General features: G+C 61.1%; 23 protein-coding genes. 17 read left to right on the top strand and 6 right to left on the bottom strand.

Features of this window, described 5'->3' with window-relative positions; translation table 11 throughout:
- Positions 1-176: 176 nt before the first annotated feature.
- The 3 genes from NKI99_RS07325 to NKI99_RS07315 are packed head-to-tail and all read left to right on the top strand — an operon-like array spanning position 177 to position 2,659.
- Complete coding sequence (locus NKI99_RS07325; protein WP_352440418.1) at positions 177-1,067, top strand: EAL domain-containing protein; 891 nt, start codon at positions 177-179, stop codon at positions 1,065-1,067.
- Positions 1,064-1,999 carry an EAL domain-containing protein gene (locus NKI99_RS07320; RefSeq protein ID WP_352610414.1) on the top strand — a complete coding sequence of 312 codons (936 nt, stop codon included), beginning with the start codon at positions 1,064-1,066 and terminating at the stop codon, positions 1,997-1,999. Before NKI99_RS07325 ends, NKI99_RS07320 begins: the two co-directional genes overlap by 4 nt.
- 51 nt (positions 2,000-2,050) lie before the next feature.
- Complete coding sequence (locus tag NKI99_RS07315) at positions 2,051-2,659, top strand: glutathione S-transferase family protein (protein WP_128303818.1); 609 nt, start codon at positions 2,051-2,053, stop codon at positions 2,657-2,659.
- Between the two features lie 236 nt (positions 2,660-2,895).
- Here NKI99_RS07315 and NKI99_RS07310 read toward each other — a convergent pair whose 3' ends face one another.
- Positions 2,896-3,108: a cold-shock protein gene (locus NKI99_RS07310; RefSeq protein ID WP_010910991.1), complete on the bottom strand. Its 213-nt coding sequence runs from the start codon at positions 3,106-3,108 to the stop codon at positions 2,896-2,898.
- A 276-nt stretch (positions 3,109-3,384) separates the two neighbouring features.
- Between NKI99_RS07310 and NKI99_RS07305 the strand changes: the two genes are divergently transcribed.
- Positions 3,385-3,714 (top strand): hypothetical protein, encoded by a 330-nt coding sequence (locus NKI99_RS07305; RefSeq protein ID WP_023809723.1) that lies wholly within the window; start codon positions 3,385-3,387, stop codon positions 3,712-3,714.
- A gap of 26 nt (positions 3,715-3,740) precedes the next feature.
- On the opposite strand, the gene NKI99_RS07300 is transcribed toward NKI99_RS07305, so the two are convergent.
- On the bottom strand, positions 3,741-4,631 hold the full coding sequence (locus NKI99_RS07300; protein ID WP_352610412.1) for a LysR family transcriptional regulator: 891 nt from the start codon (positions 4,629-4,631) through the stop codon (positions 3,741-3,743).
- 156 nt (positions 4,632-4,787) lie between these two features.
- On the opposite strand from NKI99_RS07300, the gene NKI99_RS07295 reads away from it, so the two are divergent.
- A complete protein-coding gene (locus tag NKI99_RS07295; protein WP_023809722.1) occupies positions 4,788-5,690 on the top strand; it encodes an MBL fold metallo-hydrolase in 903 nt (300 codons plus the stop codon).
- A gap of 1 nt (position 5,691) precedes the next feature.
- The gene (locus NKI99_RS07290) at positions 5,692-6,081 is read left to right on the top strand and encodes a nuclear transport factor 2 family protein (protein ID WP_128303820.1); all 390 of its coding nucleotides are present in this window, start codon (positions 5,692-5,694) and stop codon (positions 6,079-6,081) included.
- Between the two features lie 304 nt (positions 6,082-6,385).
- Here the strand turns inward: NKI99_RS07290 and NKI99_RS07285 are convergent, their stop codons facing one another.
- Complete coding sequence (locus NKI99_RS07285) at positions 6,386-6,955, bottom strand: methylated-DNA--[protein]-cysteine S-methyltransferase (RefSeq protein ID WP_023809720.1); 570 nt, start codon at positions 6,953-6,955, stop codon at positions 6,386-6,388.
- A 181-nt stretch (positions 6,956-7,136) separates the two neighbouring features.
- Here NKI99_RS07285 and NKI99_RS07280 point away from each other — a divergent pair, with 181 nt between their 5' ends.
- From NKI99_RS07280 to NKI99_RS07260, 5 genes are all read left to right on the top strand, one after another.
- Positions 7,137-8,042: a lytic transglycosylase domain-containing protein gene (locus NKI99_RS07280; protein ID WP_023809719.1), complete on the top strand. Its 906-nt coding sequence runs from the start codon at positions 7,137-7,139 to the stop codon at positions 8,040-8,042.
- A gap of 5 nt (positions 8,043-8,047) precedes the next feature.
- Positions 8,048-8,536 (top strand): GNAT family N-acetyltransferase, encoded by a 489-nt coding sequence (locus NKI99_RS07275; protein ID WP_023809718.1) that lies wholly within the window; start codon positions 8,048-8,050, stop codon positions 8,534-8,536.
- A 251-nt stretch (positions 8,537-8,787) separates the two neighbouring features.
- A complete protein-coding gene (locus NKI99_RS07270) occupies positions 8,788-10,056 on the top strand; it encodes an ABC transporter substrate-binding protein (protein WP_352610409.1) in 1,269 nt (422 codons plus the stop codon).
- 46 nt (positions 10,057-10,102) lie between these two features.
- On the top strand, positions 10,103-11,065 hold the full coding sequence (locus NKI99_RS07265; protein WP_352610406.1) for a carbohydrate ABC transporter permease: 963 nt from the start codon (positions 10,103-10,105) through the stop codon (positions 11,063-11,065).
- Between the two features lies 1 nt (position 11,066).
- On the top strand, positions 11,067-11,891 hold the full coding sequence (locus tag NKI99_RS07260; protein ID WP_352610404.1) for a carbohydrate ABC transporter permease: 825 nt from the start codon (positions 11,067-11,069) through the stop codon (positions 11,889-11,891).
- A gap of 13 nt (positions 11,892-11,904) precedes the next feature.
- Here NKI99_RS07260 and NKI99_RS07255 read toward each other — a convergent pair whose 3' ends face one another.
- Positions 11,905-12,240 (bottom strand): hypothetical protein, encoded by a 336-nt coding sequence (locus NKI99_RS07255; RefSeq protein ID WP_352610401.1) that lies wholly within the window; start codon positions 12,238-12,240, stop codon positions 11,905-11,907.
- A 145-nt stretch (positions 12,241-12,385) separates the two neighbouring features.
- On the opposite strand from NKI99_RS07255, the gene NKI99_RS07250 reads away from it, so the two are divergent.
- Together NKI99_RS07250 and NKI99_RS07245 are read left to right on the top strand one after the other, a co-directional pair.
- Positions 12,386-13,129: a DUF899 family protein gene (locus NKI99_RS07250; RefSeq protein ID WP_352610399.1), complete on the top strand. Its 744-nt coding sequence runs from the start codon at positions 12,386-12,388 to the stop codon at positions 13,127-13,129.
- Between the two features lie 210 nt (positions 13,130-13,339).
- On the top strand, positions 13,340-13,894 hold the full coding sequence (locus tag NKI99_RS07245; protein WP_352610397.1) for a DUF4142 domain-containing protein: 555 nt from the start codon (positions 13,340-13,342) through the stop codon (positions 13,892-13,894).
- Positions 13,895-14,178: 284 nt separating this feature from the next.
- Here NKI99_RS07245 and NKI99_RS07240 read toward each other — a convergent pair whose 3' ends face one another.
- Positions 14,179-14,499, bottom strand: coding sequence for a DUF1476 domain-containing protein (locus tag NKI99_RS07240; protein WP_352610396.1), 321 nt, complete (start codon positions 14,497-14,499; stop codon positions 14,179-14,181).
- A gap of 204 nt (positions 14,500-14,703) precedes the next feature.
- On the opposite strand from NKI99_RS07240, the gene NKI99_RS07235 reads away from it, so the two are divergent.
- From NKI99_RS07235 to NKI99_RS07220, 4 genes are all read left to right on the top strand, one after another.
- On the top strand, positions 14,704-15,087 hold the full coding sequence (locus NKI99_RS07235; protein WP_352610394.1) for a DUF6152 family protein: 384 nt from the start codon (positions 14,704-14,706) through the stop codon (positions 15,085-15,087).
- Positions 15,088-15,549 carry a DUF6644 family protein gene (locus NKI99_RS07230; RefSeq protein WP_352610392.1) on the top strand — a complete coding sequence of 154 codons (462 nt, stop codon included), beginning with the start codon at positions 15,088-15,090 and terminating at the stop codon, positions 15,547-15,549.
- Between the two features lie 350 nt (positions 15,550-15,899).
- On the top strand, positions 15,900-16,292 hold the full coding sequence (locus tag NKI99_RS07225; RefSeq protein WP_352610390.1) for a RidA family protein: 393 nt from the start codon (positions 15,900-15,902) through the stop codon (positions 16,290-16,292).
- Positions 16,293-16,628: 336 nt separating this feature from the next.
- Positions 16,629-19,184: a P-loop NTPase gene (locus NKI99_RS07220; protein WP_352610387.1), complete on the top strand. Its 2,556-nt coding sequence runs from the start codon at positions 16,629-16,631 to the stop codon at positions 19,182-19,184.
- Positions 19,185-19,289: 105 nt separating this feature from the next.
- Here the strand turns inward: NKI99_RS07220 and carB are convergent, their stop codons facing one another.
- Positions 19,290-22,793, bottom strand: a complete 3,504-nt coding sequence (carB, locus tag NKI99_RS07215; RefSeq protein WP_352610386.1) for a carbamoyl-phosphate synthase large subunit — start codon at positions 22,791-22,793, stop codon at positions 19,290-19,292.
- Positions 22,794-23,042: the final 249 nt, after the last annotated feature.

The raw sequence follows: 23,042 nt of genomic DNA, 5'->3' as shown, positions 1-23,042 counted from the left end.
GGCCAGGAGCGACCGCGGCGCTTCTCATGTCGCATGATTTCGCGCAACGCAAGCATTGTCGGCTGATCCAGGTCTCAAGGAGCCGTGATCGGGACCCGGTCGGCAACAATAAATTCATTAACGAGCGGTAGAGGCTTGAGTGGCAGGATCGCAGACCAATTGCGGAGCGAGGAACCGTGTCGCGCAGCGTCGGGCTTGCCCACATCATCCGTCAGGACGACGGCACCTCCACCGGTGTCTGGGGCATCTACACGCTGCAAAGCGCCTTCCAGCCGATCTTCGCCTTCAAGGAAGGCAAGCTGTCGGTGGTCGCGTTCGAAGGGCTGATCCGACCGTTCCGCGACGGCGAGCCACAATCGCCGATGAATTTCTTCTCGACCTGTCCGGCCGCCGACCGGCTGCATATCGAGGCGCTGACCAGGACGCTGCATCTTCTCAACGCCGGTGCCTGCCTGCCGCGGGAAGCGTCGATCTTCGTCAATTTCGACCCGTCGGTGTTCACCGAACGCACTGTTGCCGACGCTGCCTTGCGCGACATGCGGCTCGTGCTGCACGAGGCCGGCATCGACCCGCGTCGCGTCGTCTGCGAGGTGACCGAGCAGCGGTCGGCGTCGCAGGAAGCCTTGCACGGCTTCGTCGCGGCACTGAGGGCCAACGGTTTTCGCATCGCCGTCGACGATTATGGCGCCGACGATTCCGACATCAATCGGGTCAAGGAGTTGAAGCCGGATATCGTCAAGTTCGATGCCTACTGGATCACGCAGCTGATGGAGTCCGGTGCCGGCTTTGCGTTGCTGACCGCCATGGTGAAGAACTTCGAGGAGCAAGGCATCCATACGGTGTTCGAAGGCATCGAGGAGGGCTGGCAACTGGAGCTCGCCGAGAAATCGGGTGCGTCGATGGTGCAGGGTTTCGTGCTGGCGCGGCCCGAATTGGCGCCGACCAGCTTTGGCGTCTTCGACAAGGCCAGGCAGGCGCCTGTCGCTGCTGCCGTCGACACGGTTCCTGCCGTGGCAACGCCTTCGGCGCGGCCGGTCAAGGCCTTCGGGCGCCGTGTGGCGACATGAGAGATGATCGGCGGCGCAATGTCGGCGATGCGATCCAGGTCGACGAAGTCGGCATCGAATACGGCATATATGGCGAGTTCCGGCTGCGCAGCGCCTACCAGCCGATTTTCGCGCCGCGCGGCCGGTTCCTTCACGCGGTCGCGGCCGAAGCCCTGATCGAGCCGCACCGTGCCGGCCGCCCCGGCGCGCCGAAGGTATTCTTTGAAAGCGTTGCCGTCTCGGACCGGCTGTTTGTGGAAACCATGTGCCGGGCGCTGCATCTCAGGAATTTCCGCAACATCGGCGTCGACGGCCTCGACCTGTTCTTCAACTACAACCCGTTGATCAACGACCATGCCGGGCGGGCACTGGCCGAAATTCGCCTGATGACCAGGCATCTCGGCGAGTTCGGCCTGGCGTCGGCCATGCTGGTCTGCGAAATCACCGAACAGGCGGCCGACGATGCGCTTCTCACGCGGCTGGTGCGCGAAATGCGGCGCGACGGCATGCGCATCGCCATCGACGATTTCGGCACCGGGCACTCGACCGAGGAGCGGGTGAGCCTGCTCAAGCCCGACATCGTCAAGATCGACGGCACCTGGTTCGCGGAGTTCTGCCGCCACGCTGCCGCCGAACGGTTCTTCCGCCCGCTGGTTTCCAGCCTGCATGACCGCGGCGCCAAGGTGCTGGTCGAAGGCATCGAGCAGCCCACCCATCTGCGCGTCGCGCTCGAAGGCGGCGTCGACCTGCTGCAGGGTTTTCTCCTCGCCCGTCCCGCGCTTGCCGGCACGGTATTCGAGGAAAAGCCGCTGGTCATCGATGCGCTGCTGGGCCGGGACAGCAAGGTCGTGCCCCTCTTTGGCCAGGGCATGCCGACAATTGGTGCCGTGAGCGTCCTTGGACGCTTTGCATCAGCGGCGCTGATCGTCGTACCAAAACAAATCATTGGTTGAGGCCGCCGCCGCTGCGATAATCGCGCGGAGACAGTGCTCCGGAGAACAGCCATGATACTCTACGGCATGATCGACAGCGGCAATTGCTACAAGCCGCGCCTGCTGATGGCCAAGCTTGGCCTTGCCTTTACCAATGTCGGAGTGAGTTCGCACACAGGCGACACACGCAAAGCCGATTTTGTCGCCAAGAACCCGAACGCCATGGTGCCGCTGCTCGAGTTCGACGATGGCCGGCGGCTGGCCGAATCCAACGCCATCCTGCTCTATCTCGCCGAAGGCACACGCTTCCTGCCGGCGGACAGGTATGAGCGTGGGCTCGCCTATCAATGGCTGTTCTTCGAACAATACAGCCACGAGCCCTACATTGCCGTGCGCAAGGCGCTGCTGACCTTCCCCGAACGTGCCGGGGATGCGACCCCGGAGCGGCTGGCGGTGACGCTGGAGCGCGGCAACAAGGCGCTCGGCGTGATGAACAGGCATCTGGAAAACAATGCTTTCTTTTCCGGCAGCACGCTCAGCGTCGCCGACATCGCGCTGTATGCCTATACGCATACGGCGGAGCAGGGTGGTTTCCAGCTCGACGCCTATCCGGCGGTGGCGGCCTGGCTTGGCCGGGTAGAGGCCGATCCGGGGCATGTGCCGATCGATTGGGTGGAGTAAGTAACGCCGGTGGTCGTATCGCCTGCGGCGCCGATCTCCAGACAGCAAAAAGGCGGGATAAATCCCGCCTTCCATGCTTGGTAGCCTGATCGGGAGCGTCGGGTCCGGGCTGGCAGCTATCTGCTGATCCAGCTTGTCGGGTCTTTCCGCTCCAGCGCGCTTCTCGCGCGACTGTCAGTACATCCGTGACTTGCCGCGCGCCCCGAGCTCTCGCCCGGCGCGCGCACTTCGCAAAATCAGGCTGCCTTGCTCAGAGATCCCGCGGACGACTTGCCAGTGCGGCGGTCCTGCTCGATCTCGAAGTTGATCTTCTGGCCTTCGACCAGGGTCGACAGTCCAGCACGCTCGACAGCGGAGATATGGACGAAAACGTCCGCGCCGCCCGCGTCAGGCTGAATGAAGCCGAAGCCCTTGGTGGCGTTGAACCACTTGACCGTTCCTGTTGCCATTTTAGATAGTCCTTCAACATTTGCTTTAGATTGACCGGACCGAAGTCCAGCCGGTGTGCATCGAGATTTTGGAGATAGACGTCAGCAAACGCGAAGATCGCGAGGCCCGGATCGATCGGCCGAAATATCAATGGAAGGCATATAGGCTGGTTTCGCATAAAATACAAGACTGCGTGAGAAAGCCGTGATCGAGCGCTGCCCAACGGCTGCCCCAATCTGCTGAAAACGTTGCGGCAGATCACGCTGTTCTCGAGCGGCGGATCAGGGGAGACGACCATGAAAATCATTCTGCTTGCCGCCTGCCTCACGCTTGTCGCCGCTCAGGCGCAGGCGATCTCGCGCTACGACCCGACGCGTATGAGCTGCGGCAAGGTTCAGGGGACGATCGCCCGGCAAGGGGCCGTCATCCTGCGCTATCAGTCGAAGCGGGTGCCTGGGCTGCCGCTCTACGACCGCTATGTACAGAGCCAGCGATTCTGCAGCATGGGCGAGGTGAGGACACGGGCCTACGTGCCGAGCGCCGACACAAAGTCCTGCCCGGTCTACAACTGTAAGCGGCCGGACAATGACCGGCATTTCCGCCGGCGGTTCTTCCACAACAACTAGCGCTTATCGACCGGCAGCCATTGCTCTCAATCCCGGATGTGTTCTGTGAGCATGGACACAAATTGCGTCACCTTTTGCGGGCGAAAGCGCGCTGCCGGATAGACCACGTGAATGCCGCCGGAGGGCAGCACCCAGTCGGGGAGCACGTGGACGAGGCGGCCTTGCGATAGGTGGTCGACGACCAGATAGTCCGGCAGAACTGCCAGTCCGCCCCCGGCGAGCGTCGCTTCCAGCACAGCCGGCGTCGAGTTGATGGAGAATGCCTCGCGCAGGGTGATGGTGCGCGGCTCGAAACCGCCTCGGGTGAAGTTCCAGGTGAACGGCTTGCGAAGCACGGCATTGGCAACGAGCGGTAAGGAAGAAAGGTCTTCTGGCTTGTCTACTCTGATCCCGGCGGCGAAATCCCGCGACGCGACCAGGATTTGCCGGAAGGTGCCGATGCGGCGCGCCTGCTGGCTGGAGTCCTCCAGCCAGCCGACCCGGATGGACAGGTCTATCTTGTTGTCGATCAAGTCAATTATGGCATCGGAAATGAGCAGTTCGACGCCGCAGGCAGGAAATTTCTGGCGAAAGCGGGCGGCGATCGGGGCCAGCACGATCGCGCCATAATCATTGGACGCGGAAACACGCAGCACACCGGCCACCTCGGCGTTGGTCTCGCCAACCTCGGCGATCGCTTCTTCGACATCCCGCAGGATCAGAACGCAGCGTGCATGCAGAAGACGGCCTGCTTCCGTCGGCTCGACCCTTCGCGTCGTGCGCACGAGAAGCGTGGTTCGCAGCTCAGCCTCAAGGCGCGCGACCTGTTGGCTGACAACTGTTTTCGTGATGCCGAGCCGCTCGGCCGCGCGGGTGAAGGAACCCGCGTCGACCACCGTGGCAAAATAGGCGAGGCGATTGAGGTTTATCGATTCCACCACGAAGGCTCATTGTAAGCTTTCAACATACAGTTTGTATTATTATAGCCAATTTATTGATTAATCCAAAGAGCCTACCGTGCCGTTCCACCGTCCGTCCTGCGGCCGGCGGGTGCGCAGCCGCATCCGATCCCTTTCATTCAACGGAGATATTCCATGTTCACGAGGAGACAGATCATGAAGACCTCATTGGCCCTCGGCGCAACCGCCGCTTTCGCTCCCATCGACAGCGGCCGAGCCGCCGGCGCCAAGCTTGGCTGGAAACACTTCCCGGCGGGTCCAAACGGCTTCTTCCGTGCGCCGGTGCTGCTGTCGGGGCCGAGCGAAGCCCTGTTGATCGATGGCGGCTTCACCTATCCGGACGGCAAAGCGCTCGCCGATGCCATCAAGGCCAGCGGCAAGAAGCTGACCACCATCTACGTCACTCAGTCCGATCCCGATTACTACTTCGGCCTGAAGCCGGTGCGGGACGCCTTCCCGGAGGCGAAAGTGATCGCCGCCTCCGCCACGCTGGAAGCCATCAAGGGCAATGTGGAGAAGAAGCTCGCCGTCTGGGGTCCGCAATTGAAGGAAAATGGCCCGCAGGCGCTGTCCGACATCGTCTTCCCCGAGGCATTCGACGGCGCAACGCTGACCGTCGATGGCGAGACTGTCGAGATCGTCAATGCGGAAGAAGGATTGGCCAACCGCCGCTATCTGTTCGTGCCGTCGCTCAATGCCGTTTTCGGCGGAGTGATGATCTTCTCGGGCGTTCATGTCTGGACCGCCGACACGCAGACCAGGGAGAGCCGCGCCGCTTGGATCAAGACGCTGGACGCGATTGCCGCCCGCAAGCCCGCTGTCGTGGTGCCTGGCCACATGGCCCCCGATGCCGCGATCGGTCCTTCGGCGGTGGAGTTCACCAAGTCCTATCTCATCACCTTCGAGGAAGAACTGGGCAAGGCGGCAGACAGCGCCGCGTTGAAGGCGGCCATGGAGGCCCGCTTCCCCGGCCTCGGTATGGGCGTCGCCCTCGATGTCGGATCCAAGGTCGCCAAGGGCGAGATGAAGTGGGGCTGAGATGGCGACGAACCTCGATTTGATCCGTAGAACCTACGAGGGAACTTCCGAGGAGAACGGCCGCAATCTGCTGGCCGTTCTTTCCGCCGACATCGAATGGACCGAGGCGGAAGGGTTTCCCTATGCCGGCACCTATATCGGCGTCGAGGCCCTGATGCAGGGTGTTTTCAAGCGGCTCGGCTCGGAGTGGACCGGATACCACGCCGCCGTGCACAGTTTCATTGCCGATGGCGACCGGGTGGCGGCCTTCGGCGTGTATTCCGGTACATACAAGGCGACGGGAAAATCCATGACGGCCCCCTTCGCTCATCTCTACGAACTGCGGGACGGCAAGATCATCCGCATGCGGCAGTATGTCGATACGGTCCTCGTCGCGCGCGCACTGACCTGACACCGACGCAACCAGGGAGACATCCATGCTGCAACTTAAACCCGACGATGACGGACGGTCGCGACTCGGTCAGGCAGCTTCTGGAAAAGATGGGAGTTGCCCATTGGCCGAAACAGGCGGTCGACTTCAAGCGGGTGATCGCCCAAGGCGATCTTGTCATGCCCCAGGTCGTTCAGCCGAAAACGGCTGACACGCCAGAGACGGTCATCGTGGATATTTTCCGCGTTGGAAGCCGGTGCCCGCCAACCCGGTCAACAGGCGATCGATGTACTGATCCCGGCTTACTGCCAGCACCGGCCGCCGTTCAAAACCCGAACGACACCTGCGCCGGTGGCAGCGGGCCGACGCGCACGCCTTCCATGGCCAGCATCTTCTCCTTGGTGATCGATCCGCCGGGCGCCGAGAAGCCGCCGATCTTGCCGCCGGCGGCAAGGATGCGATGGCAAGGGATGACCAGCGGCACCGGATTGGCGCCAAGGGCGGCCCCGGTTTCGCGGGCGAGCCCGGCATGGCCGGCGGTTTTGGCCAGCTCACCATAGGTGGTGGTTTCGCCGAAGGAGAGTTTTCGCGCCGCGTCGTAAATGGCGAGGCGGAAATCGTCGACGCCGTCGAGATCGACCGGCACGGCGGAGAAATCGATGTCCTCGCCCGCCGCATAGGCCTTGATCGCTGCGATCAGCTCGACCACCCATGGCGGCTGCGCCGTGGAGGTGGAAACGCCGCCATGGCGCAGCAGGCGCCGCTCCACCGCTTCGCGGCTGCGTTCGGGCAGGCAGAGCCGGATCAGGCCCTTTTCGCTCCAGGCAATGCCCATGAAACCGATCACTGTTTCTAACACTGCGTGGCCGGCCGTGATCGAAGCTGTCGTGACCATGATGCGCTCCTTCCCGCAAAGTGGCGAAATCCGGGATTCGTCCCAGTACATATCCGGAACAATATGGCACCACCGCCTGCGTCTCGCCACCCGAAAACCACCTGATCGCCCCGATTGCCCGGCCTGAATCGCTGGTGTAAGGGATTTCTTAACAACCCGACAAACCGGACCCGAGCGCGGCTTGCCAGCAAAACTCAACCTTATCGCGATCGGCGTGATCCTGGCCGCCGCCGGCATCAGCGGCTGCACGTCGACCTCGCAGATGAAGTCCGCGCCTGCTCTCACCGAAACAGCGACCGTCGCCGGCACTGACGCCGGCTTCACCGTGCCTCTGCCGGAGACGGTTTCGGTGCTGCCGGAATCATCGGGAATCGCCCCCGCTCAGACGGCCGAACTGCCGCTCGATCCCGCCGCACAGCCGGCTGCCGCGACCGCCGCTTTTGCCGGATCGACACCGGCGGCACCAGCCGTGCCCGCGGTGATGACCGCCAATGCCTGGCAGGCGCCGCCGCCGGCAAAGGCGAGCGAGCCGGTCAAGGCGGCCGAGACCTATACGACCGCGGGGCTCGTCATACCGGCAACCGCCAAGGGCGATCGCATGCCGGGCGTCCAGCAGGTCGCCTATGTCGTGCCGCAGAACCCGGCGGCCCTGGTCCAGTTCCCGGCAGGGCCCGTGCAAGAAGAACACGCGACGGGCGTGCGTGGCGATGTCGAGCGGCTGATCGAGAAATATGCGGCGATCTATCAGGTGCCGGTGGATCTGGTGCGCCATGTCGTCAACCGCGAGAGCACCTTCAACCCAAAAGCCTACAACAACGGCCATTGGGGACTGATGCAGATCAAACACGCGACGGCGCGCGGCATGGGCTATGACGGGCCGGCCAAGGGCCTGTTCGACGCCGATACCAATCTGAAATACGCGGTGAAATATCTGCGCGGCGCCTGGCTGGTGGCCGGCGGCAACGCCAAGAAGGCCGACTGGCTCTATCAAACCGGCTATTATTACGACGCCAAGCGCAAGGGCCTGCTCGAGGCGACCGGCCTTGGCCGCGACCGCCAGCGCCGCCGCCTGCAGCCCGACGCCTGAGCGCAATGCCTGAACCGCGCCCGCCGGCTCTGAATGACATCCGGCTGTGCAAAATCCTCGACGAGACGCTGGTTCCGCCGCACTGGCCGGAGGGTTTTGTCATGCGCAGCTTCGAGCCCGGTGACGCGCCCGCCCTGCATGCGCTTTTGACCGAAGTGTTCGATGACGACGCCGATGGTCCGTTCGACGAGTGGTGGCCGCGTATCGCGGACGATCCCGAATTCGACCCGGCGCTGTGCTTCCTCGTCATCGACGCCAAGGGCCGGCTGGCGGCGGCGGCACTGTGCTGGACCCGCGGCTTCGTCAAGGACCTCGCCGTTCATCCCGAGGCGCGCGGCAGGGGTGTTGCCGAAGCGCTGATGTGGCACGCCTTCGCCGTTTTTCGCGAACGCGGCGCCGATCATGTCGACCTCAAGACCAACACGGTCGAGAATCCCGCCGCGGTCCGGCTCTATGAGCGGCTGGGGATGATGCCTGTCGCCTGGGAAGGCTAGGGTGTGCGGATATTCAGGTGATGCCGGCCTGCAAGCGACGGTTCCCTGCGCTTCCGGCCTTCGCCGGCCGAAGCACCCATAGTTGCCTGACCTGAATCTCAACACACCCTGATGCATGTCGCCCACGCAGGAACGGCATGATTTGGGAACCCAAAAGCGCCGCTTCGCATTTAATGGGAGGTGAGGGCCTGACAAGCTGCCGGCGCGTGGGAGGATTTTCCGTCACCGGCTGCGGAGGGACATCCACCACCATGACGTTTTCTCACGCATTCCTTGCGGTCGGCGTCGCTGCCATGCTCGCTGGCACGCCAGCATGGGCCGTCGATCTGTCGATCGTGTCGGGCGATACCGGCGATGGCATCAAGGTGCTGCGCGAGATCCTCGACCGTTACGAGAAAGACAGCGGCAACAAGGTCGGCATCGTCGTCATGCCGGCGTCCGGGACCGACCAGTTCGGCCAGTACCGGCTTTGGCTTGCCGCCGGAAACAGCGACATCGACGTCTACCAGACGGATGTGATCTGGGCGCCGCAACTCGCCAGCCAGCTCGTGGATTTGACCGCAGCGACCAAGGATATCGTGGCTGAGCATTTCCCGTCGATCATCCGGTCGCAGACCGTCGACGGCAAGCTCGTCGCCTTGCCGATCTTTACCGATGCGCCGGCGCTCTACTACCGCAAGGATCTCCTCGACAAATATGGCGCCAAGGTGCCGGCCACCTGGAAGGAACTGGCCGACACCGCCAGGCTGGTCATGGACAAGGAGCGTGCGGCTGGCAATCGGGATATCTGGGGCTTCGTCTTTCAGGGCAATGCCTATGAGGGGCTGACCTGCGACGCGCTCGAATGGGTGATGTCGAATGGCGGCGGCCAGATCATCGAGCCGGACGGCACCATCTCCGTCAACAACAGCCAAGCGGCGGCGGTGCTCGACATGGTCAAGGGCTGGGTCGGGACCATCGCGCCACCCGGCGTGCTCGCCTACCAGGAAGAGGAATCGCGCGGTGTCTGGCAGACAGGCAATGCGGTGTTCATGCGCAACTGGCCCTATGCCTACGCGCTCGGCAACGGCGAGGGCTCGCCGATCAAGGGCAAATTCGACGTGGTGCCGCTGCCGGCCGGCACGGGCGAGGGCGCCCGACCGGTCGCGACCCTGGGCGGCTGGAATCTCGCCGTCTCCAAATATTCGAAGCATCCGGATGCCGCGATCGAGCTGATCAAGTTCATCGCCTCGCCCGCGATGCAGAAATACCGCACGCTGAAGACGTCCAACCTGCCGACCATCCAGGCGCTGTATGACGATGCCGACATCGCCAGGCAACAGCCGATCGTTCCGCGCTGGAAGCAGATCTTTCTCGATGCGGTGCCGCGCCCCTCGGCCGCGACCAGGATCAAATACAACGAGGCGTCGAGCCAGTTCTGGAACGCCGTGCACAACACGCTGTCGGGCGACGGCACTGCCGCCGACAATCTGGCCGATCTCGAAGCGATGCTGACCAAGTTGAAGGGCCGAGGCTGGTGACGATACTGGGACAGCCACCCGGCGGGACCGCAACGAGCGGAGCGAGATGACAGGGACGGAACCGGAAACAGCCAGAGCCGCGCACTCGCAGTTGACGGCGCAGCGCGTTCGCTCGGCGTGGCTTTTCCTGGCGCCAATGCTGCTGGTGCTCGCCGCGGCGGCCGGCTGGCCGCTTGCCCGCACGGTCTATTTCAGCTTCACCGATGCCTCGCTGGCCGATCTCGATGCGCGCCAATGGGTCGGCTTCGGCAATTATTTCTCGGTGTTCAGCATGCCGAGCGGCAGGACCCTCTATGACGGGTTGCTCGTCGATCCGGTCTGGTGGCATGCCGTCTGGAACACGGTTCGTTTCACAGTGATTTCGGTGACCTGCGAGACCATCCTCGGCACCATCGTTGCCCTGGTTCTCAACGCGGAATTCGCCGGCCGCGGCATCGTCAGGGCAGCGATCCTGATCCCCTGGGCGATCCCGACGATCGTCTCGGCGAAGATGTGGCAATGGATGCTCAACGACCAGTTCGGCATCATCAATGTCGTGCTGCTCAATCTCGGCCTGATCAGCACCAAGATCGCCTGGACGGCCGACGCCGACACGGCGATGGCGGCGGTCCTTATCGTCGATATCTGGAAGGCGACACCATTCATGACGCTGCTCATCCTGGCCGCGCTGCAGATGCTGCCGAGGGAGATCATCGAGGTCGCCAGGCTCGACGGCGCCAACCCCTGGCAGATCTTCTGGCGGGTGACCTTGCCGCTCATCCGCCCCGCGCTGATGGTGGCCGTGATCTTCCGCGCGCTCGATGCACTGCGCATCTTCGACCTGATCTATGTGCTGACGCCCAACAATGTGCATACCAAGTCGATGTCGGTGTTCGCCCGCGAGAACCTGTTCGAGTTCGACAAGTTCGCCTATGGCTCCGCCGCCTCGACCTTGCTCTTCCTGATCCTCGCTTTGCTCACCATCGTCACCATCCGGATCGGCCGGATAAGCCTGGACGGAGGCCGCTGACATGTGGATCCTGAAGCGCACGGCCTTTTACCTGCTGGTCGCGGTCATCGTCTTCGTCGCCGTGTTCCCGTTCTACTACGCCATCGTCACCAGCCTGAAATCGGGGACCGACCTGTTCCGAGCCGATCTGTGGCCGACGACGATCCGTCTTGCCAATTACCGGAATGTGCTGACCGAGGGCAGCTTCGTGCGCAACCTCGCGAACTCGCTCTTCGTCTCCGGCGCAGTCGTCGCGTTGTCGCTGTTGCTCGGCGTCACATCAGCCTATGCGCTGGCGCGCATTCGCTTTCGCGGTCGCTCGGCCCTGCTGTTCATCATCCTGTCGGTGTCGATGTTCCCGCAGGTGGCGCTGCTGGCCGGGCTGTTCGAACTGGTCCGCCTGTTCGGCCTCTACAATTCGCTGTTCGCGCTGATCTTCTCCTACATGATCTTCACCTTGCCGTTCACCGTCTGGGTGCTCACCACCTTCGTCCGCGACCTGCCGGTCGAGGTCGAGGAGGCGGCGATCCTAGACGGCGCGACGCCGTGGATCATCATCACGTGGGTCTTCCTGCCGCTGATGTGGCCGGCGCTGGCGACCACCGGCCTGCTGGCTTTCATCGGCGCGTGGAACGAGTTCCTGTTTGCCCTGACCTTCACCTCCAACAACGCACAGCGGACCGTGCCGGTAGCGATCGCGCTGCTCTCCGGCAACTCGCAGTTCGAGATCCCTTGGGGCAACATCATGGCGGCCTCGGTGATCGTCACGGTGCCGCTGGTGGTGCTGGTGCTGATCTTCCAGCGCAAGATCGTCTCCGGCCTCACCGCCGGCGGGGTCAAGGGGTGAGGGGGCGAAACGCTCAGATGTCCGGTGCGTTGCCGATCCTCTGCTTGAGCTCCAGCGCCCAGGCGCGGCCTTCGTCGCCGCCCCACAGCAGCCAGGCAATGTAGCCGGCCGAAGGGTTTTGCTCATTGCCGTAGTTTCTGCCGCGCTTGTCGATCTCGTGGCGGGCGAAATAGCTGACCATGCGGCGGATGGTGGAGGGCGCGAGCTTTTCCCGGTTCTTCAGCTCGGTGGCGCGGGCCACGCCGATCTCGGTGCCGCCGCGGCCGAATTCTCCGCGCAGCCTGAGGCCCTTGGCGGCATTGTCGGCCACCACTTGCGGGCAGCGCAGATCGATCTCGTCGTCGTGCATATTGTTCCCCGGATCGCGCTGCCCGAACAGGTATTACGACATCTCACCAGGCGCAATAAATGTCGGGACCGATCGCCGCCAAACGTCCTTGGGTCGCAGAGCAACCGCGCCGGGACGCCGGCGCCGCGACTTGAAGGAGCCGATCATGATCACCTTTCCAAACGAATCCGCGAAATACCGCACCGCGCGCGAAAAACTGCTGCGCAAGGAAATCGAGCTGCGCCGCGTCATGGAAGAGGTCGCCGAGGCCCGGCGCGCGCTGCCGCCGGGCGGGCTGATCCGCCAGGACTATGAATTCGACGCACTGGATGCCCAGGGCAAGCCCGCAAAGACAAGACTGTCGGAGCTGTTCGCGCCGGGCAAGGATACGCTGATCCTCTACAACATGATGTTCCCGCGTCACCCGCAGGAGAAGCGCGATGGGGCGACCAGCGGCGGCACGGCGAAGCTTGCCCGACCGGACCAGCCATGTCCGTCCTGCACGGCATTGCTCGATCAGTTCGACGGCGCGGTAGGGCATCTCCAGGCCGCCGGCTTCAATTTCGCGGTGGTGGGCAAGACCGCGCTCGAAAACCTGGTCACGCTCGGCCGCGACCGGGGCTGGCGCAACATGCGGCTGGTGTCTTCGGCTTCCAACAGCTTCAAGCGCGACTACAATGCGGAGGCGGCCGACGGCGCACAGATCCCGCTGCTGTCGGTGTTCCACCGCGACGGCGACGGCATACGCCATTTCTGGAGCTCGGAACTGGATTTCGCACCGACGGAGCCGGGCCAGGACCCACGCGGCCTTGGCACCTGCGAAACGCTGTGGAACCTGATGGATTTCACGCCTGAAGGCCGCCCGAACTGGAACGAGCAGTTGCAATATGGCGAGGCGTGTTGCCACTGAAAGGCAGCTCTGGTCAGCCGCCGCGTTTCAGTTTTCGGAACATGAGTCCCATGGCTGGCTCGAACGAGGGCATCGGCGAGGGTTCGAGCCCGGCACGGATACGGTGGGGCAATTGAGGCGACATGCGCAGGCTTCTTCCTCATGAGCTGCAACCGGAGTGCCCAAGCGACGTTGGATTGTCCGAGGGACAATTCCAACCGGAGACATGCCATGAAGACGCTTACCATTCTGACCGCAGCAGCATTGCTTGCCGGCGCGCCGGCCTTTGCCCAGTCGAACACGACCGCCACGACCACGCCGCTCGCCACGACGACGAAGGTCGACACTTCGACCTTCATCAAGACGGTGCCGAGCGCCAATGAGTTCGAGATCGAGTCCAGCAAGCTCGCCGAGCAGAAGGCGACCGACGCCGACGTCAAGGCGTTCGCCAAACAGATGATCGCCGATCACACCAAGGCCGGCGAGGAATTCAAGGCGGCGCTTGCCCAAGGCCAGACAACCTCGGCCACAGCGCCGTCCGGTCCGGCCCTGCAGCCCAAGGAGCAGAAGATGCTCGATGAACTGAAGAGCGCCAGCGGCGATCAGTTCCAGGCGAAATACATCGAAATGCAGACCAACGCCCACAAGGAAGCCGTCGCGCTGTTCAGCGGCTATGCAAAGTCAGGCGACGACCCGGCGATGAAGGAATTCGCCAAGAAGACGCTGCCGACGCTGCAGATGCACGAAAAGCACGTGAAGGAACTGGCGGCCGCGCATCAGGGGTGAGGGCGGTTCAGGTCGGCGCTCTACGGCGCCCCCCTCTGTCCTGCCGGACGTTCGTTATTTGGAAAGCCAAGCAATTGGCTTTCCATCCGCTTCGCGGACCACTCCTCAACCCCCACAGGTGGGGAGATTGGCTGTCACCACGGCCTCTGCCAATTTTCCAACGCTGCAAGGAAAAAGCCGGCGCCGAAGCTGCCAATCTCCCCACCTGTGGGGAGATGTCCGGCAGGACAGAGGGCGGCGCCGTAGAGCGCCTGGTTGGCAAACCAAGCACCATTGACCGCTGCTCAGGTCGACCTGATCTGCTCGACCGCGGTCACCAGCAGGTCTTCCATGGCGGTGCGTATCTGGGCATCCGACTGGGCGATGCCTGCCGCGTCGAAATCGGCGCGGACCTTGCGGAACACATCGTTGTCGCCGGCCTCTTCGAAGTCCGCGTGCACGACCTCCTTCGCATAGCCGTCGGCATCCGCACCGGATTTGCCGAGCTGTTCGGCGGCCCACAGGCCGAGCAGCTTGTTGCGGCGCGCCATGGCCCTGAACTTCGTTTCCTCGTCCATCGCGAACTTCTTTTCGAAGCCTTCCTGACGGTCTCTCATGCTGCTCATGGTTTGCCTCGTTTGGATGTGAGTCCGGTCTTCAGCCCAGGGGAAGAACGGCCAGGAAGGAGAGAGTGGCGCGCATGGATGTCATTAGCAAGGCAAGGTCCCCGGTGATCGAGCGGCGCCTGGCGGCTTCGCCTGATGTGATTTGACCTTGCCGTGCCGCGTCCTACTCTTCAATCCCTGCGGGATGAACCGAGGAGACGAGCGATGCAGTTCAACGGAATTCGCGGCGTCTTGCTGACGGCGGCCGTGATCCTTGCCGCCGGCACCGCGGCCTATGCCCATCATGGCTGGTCGTGGACGCAGGACGGGTTTTTCGAACTCAGGGGCAAGATCACGGCCATCTATATCGGTAATCCGCACGCCACGCTGGATGTCGATGCAGAGGGCGAGGCCTGGCGGGTGGAGATGGCGCCGCCCTCCCGCACCATCGCCGCCGGCTTCACCGAGCAGGTGGCCAAGGTCGGCGACGAGGTGACTGCGATCGGCAATCGCTCGGTCGAGGCGAGCGAAAAGCGCATGAAAGCGGTGCGCCTCATCGTCAATGGGAAGACGTATGATGTCTATCCCGACCGTGTGCCGCCCGCCTAGATGACGGAGTTTTTCACCGGCATCGAGCACCTTGCGTTGGCGCGGTGGCTGAAGGGCTCCTTCGTCGCCTACCCCGTGGTCAATGCGCTCCACATCATGTCGATCGGCGCGCTGCTGACCAGCGTCGTTCTCATGGACCTCAGGATATGCGGTGCTTTCCGTTCGCTGCCGCAAGCGGCGTTCGTCGGGCTGCTGCGCCACATTGCGTTGGCGGCGTTCGCGGGCGCGCTCGTCACAGGCTCGCTGCTGTTTTCAGTGAAGGCGAGCACCTATGCGGCGATGCCGGTTTTCCTCGCCAAGATGGCACTCATCCTTCTCGCCGGCGTCAACTTCCTCGCCTTCATGCGCTTCTCCCGCGCAACAGGCCGCGGCGAGCCGGCAGGTGGGACCGTCCTGGCCGTGCTCTCGATTCTGCTGTGGATTTCCGTGCTTTTCGCCGGACGGTTCATCGGTTTTCTCTGATTAGAGCGAGCGCCTGCACTGGTGTTCCGCCAGTGCAGGGATAAGCTCCCTGAAGCACCTGGGTTGTCACCTACAGTTTTTTTGCGAAGAGGACCCCCACCCCTAACCCCTCCCCACAAGGGGGAGGGAGACTTCCGTTGGCGCTGACCTAGGCAAATCGTCTGTCTTTCGGCGCCAAAGAAGAATTTAAAGGCCCGCGGCAGCGTTCCCTCCCCCTTGTGGGGAGGGTTAGGGTGGGGGTCCTTCTTCGCAAGAATCCACATGCGATAGCCCTGCCCTTGGGGGGAAGGTTAGGGGGCTCTTCATTAGCGCTAACGCGGCAGCCTGCTGCATACTCAGGGAGAACCACCATGAAGAAAGAAATCATCGAAGTGCCGGTCATGTCGGACAAGGTGCGGGCGCTCGGCCTTCCCTGCTCGACAGCGGTGAGGGCCAACGGCTTCGTGTTCATCTCGGCGACGCCGCCGGTGGACATGGTGACCGGCGAGATGGTGCGCGGCGACATCGAAACGCAGACCGAGGCGTCGCTGAAGGCGCTGAAACACTGCCTGGAAGCGGCCGGCACCTCGCTGGACAATGTGGTGATGGTGCGCATCTACGCCGTCAATTCCGGCTTCTACAACGCCATCAACCGGGTTTATGCGAAGTATTTTTCGACGAACCCGCCGGCGCGGAGTTTTGTGCCGGTGGCTTCGTGGCCGATGGAGTTTGATATCGAGATCGAGTGTGTCGCGGTGTCGTGAGAAGCTCCGGCAAGGATCATCCTCCGCAGATCCTGCCTTGTTGATATCGTGCGCCTCCGTAACTATGTTGAGAAATAAACAAATATTTTATAAATTAACACTGTCAAGTTATATTATCGTCTTAAAGATTTATCTAAAAACATAAATTATTTCCATTTCCAAATTCCTCCATCTGGAAAATAAATATGTAATATGACTTGTAGTACTCGGGACATGTCAAGGGCTCAGTGCGATCGAATCGAAGCGCCTGGTAGCAACTGGATTGAACGCTGCATCGAGTTGGGTTAGTGATTGTGTCACGAAAAAGCATAGCGAAGAAAATTTTTTGGGGGGGGTATGCGACTCGATTCTGGTGATGAAGCTTTTCTAATAAAGAGCATTATGCAAGGGGATGCGCTTCTTATTCTCGGTGCTGGTGCATCCATTTCATCTAAAAATTCCTATGGCCAGCCCGTTAAAACCGGAGGATCATTAGCCAGGTTGTTCGCGGAACGTGCCGCCCTTCCGTATGATTCCGAAACTTTGACGGAAGTAGTATCCGCAATTCGAGGCCAATACCTGAGTGACGTTCAGATTGTTTCGATTCTGACTAAGGAATACAAAGGAACATTTCCATCTGATGAGCTAGTATCTCTTCTGCAAGTTTGTTGGAAGCGAGTATATACATTTAACTATGACGATTCGATTGAAAATATTCAGAAAAGAACTGCCCAAATTCGCCGATACTACAACGGCATGGTTGACTCCGCCGCCGAGTTTGAAGGCCCCCGTTTCCTTCACGTGGTGCATCTGCACGGAGATATCAACAAACCGGAGTACGGGTTTGTGCTTTCTGACACCGAATACTCGAAGCACATTATTAGTAATAAGAATTATTGGTATGAGAGAGCTGGGCAGGACTATATTTCGTCGTGCCCTATATTTATAGGAACATCAATAAATGAGCCAATTTTACTAGCCGAGATCGAGAGAGCGAAAAGCAACGGTAGGTTCTCTTCGGGGCGCGGGTATGTGGTGACTCCAGATAAGCTGTCTCTTATTAAAAAAGAAGGTTTGAAGTCAAAGGGGCTGGTGCATATCGAGGGCACGCTCAAGGATTTTGCGGCTTGGGTCAAATCGGCATTTCCAAACGGAAACGATGCTCGTGAAGTCGTGGCGAAGGCCAATGAATTTGGCGCCACAGCGCTTAACTCAATTACAGCTTCAGATATAGATGTTGCGCACTCCCTTTATCCCATTTCTGTTAGGACGCTCGCTGAACGCTTGAAGCAGATGCGTCCAGGTGAGGAGGCTCTGATGGGGCGGCAGTTCCTCCAAGGTTTTCCCCCGAGCTGGATGCTGGCGGCTTCCAAGGTTCCCGTTCGTCTTGAGGCATTTGAAAGTTTGAAAAAGGAACTCTTTGAGTCAATCGAACGAGGCGATCGACTTTTTGTCGCAACTGGGCAGGCCGGGAGCGGGAAGACAACTGCAACAATGATGGCGATACTCGACTACGCTAGCGATAATCCGGAAGTGCCTATCTATGAGATGAGCAGAGATGTGGTGTCCACCACTAAGGCGTTTTCATTGCTGAATAGATTGCATGGTGAGCGGTGTATCGTTTTTGCCGGAGATCTTTTCGTGTATGGCGACGGATTCTCGGACTCTCTTCTCTCTATAAAAGCCGGTAGTATAACGGTTGTTTCCTCATCTCGCACGGGTGAATGGATCGAGCACCTTTCGCGATATCTGGGGGAATTCGCGCGCCCGGCCTTGTTCCAGCGATTTGTAAGGCGGGACTATGATCCCTTGATCGATCGTCTCGTAGAATATGTACCTGCGCCGCGTTTCCGAAAGATGACACGATTGCAGCAGCACGCTGAGCTGGCGAAATCGAAAAGCCAACTACTGATCGCTCTCCGAGAAGCGACAGATTCTCAAAATTTTGATGATATTATTACGAATGAATTCGAAAAACTGCCAGACGCAGACACTAGGCGTCTTTTGCTGATTGTTGGCGTCTCAACGCTGGCGAGAATTGGGGTGAGCGCGGACGTGGCCCGTGAGGCTTACTCCAAATTAAAGCCTACGAGAACATTTGATAAAGCCTTGGAAGCTCTTGACGGTATAGTGTCGTATACAGAGAGTAAAAGGCTAATTGCTAGACATGATCTGTACGTAAGGCACATATTTGATGAAGTTGCTAACTTCGACGACATACGTGACGCAATTAGGGAACTACTCAGAACGTATATAAAATATGCTATGCCTATTGTTAAGCATGTTCATAGACAGGACGCGCAGCTATTCAGATTCATACTAAATCATACGTTTGTTAGTGAAATAACTCAGCGCAAAGGTCGTGACGAAGATGGGTCTGTGATCTATTCTGACTTTGAAACTGACTTTCAACTTGATGGGCATTACTGGCTTCAATACGGTCTTTATTTGGCCGCGCAGGGTAATCTGACGGAGGCTGTCGCTATGATGCAGCGCTCGATAAGCGCCTATTCCGGCAACCCATACGCAGTTCACGCTCTTGCTGATCTACAGTTGCGGTCTGCACGGCAACGCTTGGAGTATGACACGGTAACGCGCGACCTTATTGATATTGCCGTCAAAACCCTCAGGATAATGGATTCACAGCAATCTTTGAAAACTGACCAATACCCTATCGTGACATTGTCTGTTGGACATGTTGGTGCTCTTGTTAAGCATTCTCAGCCTGATTTGGCTAAGAAATTCGCGAAAGAATACTATGAGAGGGTAAAATTTCTTTCGAGAAACGTTAACTCTTCGATGCTCGACAGGGCTGAAGAAAGGCTTTTCCGTTATATTACTTTGGGTGATTGGGGAGATTCGCAAAGCGCAGCCAAATCGAAATCGGGGCGGCAGGCAAAGCACCGTCGCTAGTCTAGTTGACTCCGTACTGATTGATGCACTTCACGTGCTAAGACAAGTGGGGCGATACCTTAAGGTCTATTGCAACAGGGCGGAATTCAAAAAGGAACCTTCATTTCAGGCAAAATACTCCTGCAGCGGCCTGACCTCCAGGCTCCCCGCCTTCAGCGCCGCAATCGCCTCGGCCACCGCGGCCGCACCCGACAGCGTCGTATAATACGGCACCTTCTGCATCAGCGTCGCGCGCCGCAGCGACTTGGAGTCCGACACTGCCTTCTGGCCATCCGTCGTGTTGAAGACGATCTGCACCTGACGGTTGCGGATGGCGTCTTCGATGTGGGGGCGGCCTTCCAGCACCTTGTTTATTTTCTCGGCGACAACGCCGTTTTCGGCGAGGAAGCGGGCCGTGCCGGAGGTGGCCAGCACCTTGAAGCCGAGGCCGGCCAGGCGCTTGACGGCCGGCAGGATGCCCTTCTTGTCCTCGTCGCGCACCGAGACGAACAGCGTGCCGGAGCGTGGCAGGTCGACGCCGGCGCCCAACTGGCTCTTGGCGAAGGCGAGCGCGAAGTCGCGGTCGAGGCCCATGACCTCGCCGGTCGAGCGCATTTCCGGCCCGAGCAATATGTCGACGCCGGGGAAGCGCGCGAAGGGGAAGACGGCTTCCTTGACCGCGATGTGGCCGGGGTTTCTGGGGTCGGGCATGGCGCCGTAATGGGCGAAAGCGTCTTCCAGCTTTTCGCCGGCCATGATGCGGGCAGCAATTTTCGCGATCGGCCGGCCGATGGTCTTGGCGACGAAGGGCACGGTGCGTGACGCCCGCGGATTGACCTCCAGCACATAGACCGTGCCGTCCTTGATCGCATACTGCACGTTCATCAGCCCGCCGACATTGAGTGCGCGGGCAAGCGCCGCCGTCTGGCGCTCCAACTCGTCGACCAGCTCCGAGGGCAGCGAGTGCACCGGCAGCGAGCAGGCGCTGTCGCCCGAATGGATGCCGGCCTCCTCGATGTGCTCCAATATGCCGGAGACGAAGGTCGACTTGCCGTCGCAGAGGCAGTCGACATCGACCTCGATGGCGCCCGACAAATAGGTGTCGAACAGCAGCGGGTTCTTGCCCAGCAGCGTGTTGATCTGGCCGGTCTTGTCGTTGGGGTATTTCTGCTTGATGTCCTCCGGCACCAGGCCGGGCACGGTGTCGAGCAGATAGGTCTGCAGCATGCCCTCGTCATGGATGATCTGCATGGCGCGGCCACCCAGCACATAGGACGGGCGCACCACCAGCGGGAAGCCGAGTTCGCCGGCAACAAGGCGGGCCTGCTCGACCGAATAGGCGATGCCGTTCTTCGGCTGGCTGAGGCCGAGCTTGTGCAGCAGCTTCTGGAAGCGGTCGCGGTCTTCGGCGAGATCGATCATGTCGGGCGAGGTGCCGAGGATGGGGATGCCGGCCTTTTCCAGCGCATCGGCCAGCTTCAGCGGCGTCTGGCCGCCGAACTGGACGATGACGCCGACCAGTTCGCCCGACGACTGTTCGACGCGCAGGATCTCCAGCACGTCTTCCGCTGTCAGCGGCTCGAAATAGAGCCGGTCCGAGGTGTCGTAGTCGGTCGACACGGTCTCCGGGTTGCAGTTGATCATGATCGCTTCATAGCCGGCGTCGCGCAGCGCGAAGGCGGCGTGGCAGCAGCAATAGTCGAACTCGATGCCCTGGCCGATGCGGTTGGGACCGCCGCCGAGGATGACGACCTTTTTGCGCGACGAGACCTGCGCCTCGTTGGCCAGCGCGCCGGCAAACGGCACTTCATAGGTCGAGTACATGTAGGCGGTGGGCGAGGCGAACTCGGCGGCACAGGTGTCGATGCGCTTATAAACAGGATGAACGTCGAGCTTTTCGCGAGCTTTCTGAATCACTTCGGCGTCGGTCTTCGTCAGCGACGCGAGGCGGGCATCGGAGAAACCCATGGCCTTCAGCATGCGCAGGTTGACGGCATCCTCGGGAATGCCGTGCTCGCGGATGCGGGCTTCCATGGCGACGATGCCTGCGATCTGTTCGAGGAACCACGGGTCGATCTTGCACATGGCGTGGACGTCTTCCAGCGAGGTGCCCATGCGGATCGCCTGCGCCACCATGCGCAGCCGGTCCGGCGTCGGCGTGCCCAGTGCGGCCCGAATGGCGTTGCGGTCGTCGGCGTGGTTAGCGGTCGCGGCACCATAGCCGAGGCCGGGGATCTCGATTTCATCCAGGCCCGTCAGGCCGGTTTCGAGGCCACGCAGCGCCTTCTGCAGCGATTCCTGAAACGTGCGGCCGATGGCCATGACTTCGCCGACCGACTTCATGGCGGTGGTCAGCACCGGCTCGGCGCCGGGGAATTTCTCGAAGGCGAAGCGCGGGATTTTTGTGACGACGTAATCGATCGACGGCTCGAACGAGGCCGGCGTGGCGCCGCCGGTGATGTCGTTCTCGAGTTCGTCCAGCGTGTAACCGACGGCGAGTTTTGCCGCGATCTTGGCGATCGGGAAACCAGTCGCCTTGGAGGCCAGAGCGGACGAGCGCGAGACGCGCGGGTTCATCTCGATGACCACCAGGCGGCCGTCGGCCGGGTTGACGGCGAACTGCACGTTGGAGCCGCCGGTCTCGACGCCGATCTCGCGCAGCACCGCGATCGAGGCGTTGCGCATCATCTGGTATTCCTTGTCGGTGAGCGTGAGCGCCGGGGCGACGGTGATCGAATCGCCGGTGTGCACGCCCATCGGGTCGATGTTCTCGATCGAGCAGACGATGATGCAATTGCCCGCCTTGTCGCGGACGACCTCCATCTCATACTCCTTCCAGCCGAGCACGCTCTCCTCGATCAGCACTTCGGTGGTCGGCGAGGCGTCAAGGCCGGACTGGACGATCTCGTAGAATTCGGCGCGGTTGTAGGCGATGCCGCCGCCGGTGCCGCCCATGGTGAAGGACGGGCGGATGATGGCGGGCAGGCCGACATGGTCGAGCGCTTGTGCCGCGATCGCCATGCCATGGCTGATGTAGCGCTGCTTGCGGTCGCCTTCGCCGAGGTTCCAGCTTGTTTCCAGCGCGTCGAGCGCGGCGTCGAGATCGGCCGGGGCCTCGGCCTTGACGGCGGCGCGCTCGGCCTCATGCGTCTTGCGGTCCGTGTTCTTGACGTCGGTGGCGTTGGCCAGCATCGACTTCGGCGTTTCCAGGCCGATCTTCTTCATCGCCTCGCGAAACAGCGCGCGGTCCTCGGCCTTGTCGATGGCCGTGGCGTCGGCGCCGATCATCTCGACATTGTAGCGCTCGAGCACACCCATGCGGCGCAGCGACAGAGCGGTGTTGAGCGCGGTCTGGCCGCCCATGGTCGGCAGCAGCGCGTCGGGCCGCTCCTTGGCGATGATCTTGGCGACCACTTCAGGCGTGATCGGCTCGATATAGGTGGCGTCGGCCAGTTCCGGGTCGGTCATGATGGTGGCCGGGTTGGAATTGACCAGGATGACGCGGAAGCCTTCCTCCTTCAGTGCCTTGCACGCCTGCGTGCCGGAATAGTCGAACTCGCAGGCCTGGCCGATGACGATGGGGCCGGCCCCGATGATCAGGATCGACTTGATGTCAGTGCGTCTTGGCATGTCAAAGGTCCGTTCGGCGGGCGGCTTGCACAAAAAACCGGGACGGGAAGACCCGGCCGGTTGTGCTCGCGATTCTGGTATCAGGCTAGGAGGGCCTTATAGGGAAGAGTTTTGACTGATGTAACCCCGAAAATGCGAGGTAGGGGAGTAGGGGAATAGGGGAATAGGGGAATAGGGGAATACGGGAATAGGCGAATACGAGACTCGGTGAATACGGGAATAGGAAAATTGTCCATAATGTGATTATGG

This window comes from Mesorhizobium sp. M0239 (assembly GCF_040321815.1).
In the GTDB taxonomy this organism is placed as follows: domain Bacteria; phylum Pseudomonadota; class Alphaproteobacteria; order Rhizobiales; family Rhizobiaceae; genus Mesorhizobium.
This window is presented reverse-complemented; position numbering and strand designations above follow the sequence as displayed.

Coding starts and splice junctions, on each gene's coding strand:
- NKI99_RS07245 (WP_352610397.1), top strand. CDS start 13,340: ATGAAGACGCTTACCATTCTGACCGCAGCAGCATTGCTTGCCGGCGCG.
- NKI99_RS07240 (WP_352610396.1), bottom strand. CDS start 14,499: ATGAGCAGCATGAGAGACCGTCAGGAAGGCTTCGAAAAGAAGTTCGCG.
- NKI99_RS07255 (WP_352610401.1), bottom strand. CDS start 12,240: ATGCACGACGACGAGATCGATCTGCGCTGCCCGCAAGTGGTGGCCGAC.
- NKI99_RS07265 (WP_352610406.1), top strand. CDS start 10,103: ATGACAGGGACGGAACCGGAAACAGCCAGAGCCGCGCACTCGCAGTTG.
- NKI99_RS07285 (WP_023809720.1), bottom strand. CDS start 6,955: ATGGTCACGACAGCTTCGATCACGGCCGGCCACGCAGTGTTAGAAACA.
- NKI99_RS07315 (WP_128303818.1), top strand. CDS start 2,051: ATGATACTCTACGGCATGATCGACAGCGGCAATTGCTACAAGCCGCGC.
- carB (WP_352610386.1), bottom strand. CDS start 22,793: ATGCCAAGACGCACTGACATCAAGTCGATCCTGATCATCGGGGCCGGC.
- NKI99_RS07230 (WP_352610392.1), top strand. CDS start 15,088: ATGACGGAGTTTTTCACCGGCATCGAGCACCTTGCGTTGGCGCGGTGG.
- NKI99_RS07250 (WP_352610399.1), top strand. CDS start 12,386: ATGATCACCTTTCCAAACGAATCCGCGAAATACCGCACCGCGCGCGAA.
- NKI99_RS07270 (WP_352610409.1), top strand. CDS start 8,788: ATGACGTTTTCTCACGCATTCCTTGCGGTCGGCGTCGCTGCCATGCTC.
- NKI99_RS07235 (WP_352610394.1), top strand. CDS start 14,704: ATGCAGTTCAACGGAATTCGCGGCGTCTTGCTGACGGCGGCCGTGATC.
- NKI99_RS07225 (WP_352610390.1), top strand. CDS start 15,900: ATGAAGAAAGAAATCATCGAAGTGCCGGTCATGTCGGACAAGGTGCGG.
- NKI99_RS07295 (WP_023809722.1), top strand. CDS start 4,788: ATGTTCACGAGGAGACAGATCATGAAGACCTCATTGGCCCTCGGCGCA.
- NKI99_RS07275 (WP_023809718.1), top strand. CDS start 8,048: ATGCCTGAACCGCGCCCGCCGGCTCTGAATGACATCCGGCTGTGCAAA.
- NKI99_RS07320 (WP_352610414.1), top strand. CDS start 1,064: ATGAGAGATGATCGGCGGCGCAATGTCGGCGATGCGATCCAGGTCGAC.
- NKI99_RS07220 (WP_352610387.1), top strand. CDS start 16,629: ATGCGACTCGATTCTGGTGATGAAGCTTTTCTAATAAAGAGCATTATG.
- NKI99_RS07260 (WP_352610404.1), top strand. CDS start 11,067: ATGTGGATCCTGAAGCGCACGGCCTTTTACCTGCTGGTCGCGGTCATC.
- NKI99_RS07310 (WP_010910991.1), bottom strand. CDS start 3,108: ATGGCAACAGGAACGGTCAAGTGGTTCAACGCCACCAAGGGCTTCGGC.
- NKI99_RS07290 (WP_128303820.1), top strand. CDS start 5,692: ATGGCGACGAACCTCGATTTGATCCGTAGAACCTACGAGGGAACTTCC.
- NKI99_RS07305 (WP_023809723.1), top strand. CDS start 3,385: ATGAAAATCATTCTGCTTGCCGCCTGCCTCACGCTTGTCGCCGCTCAG.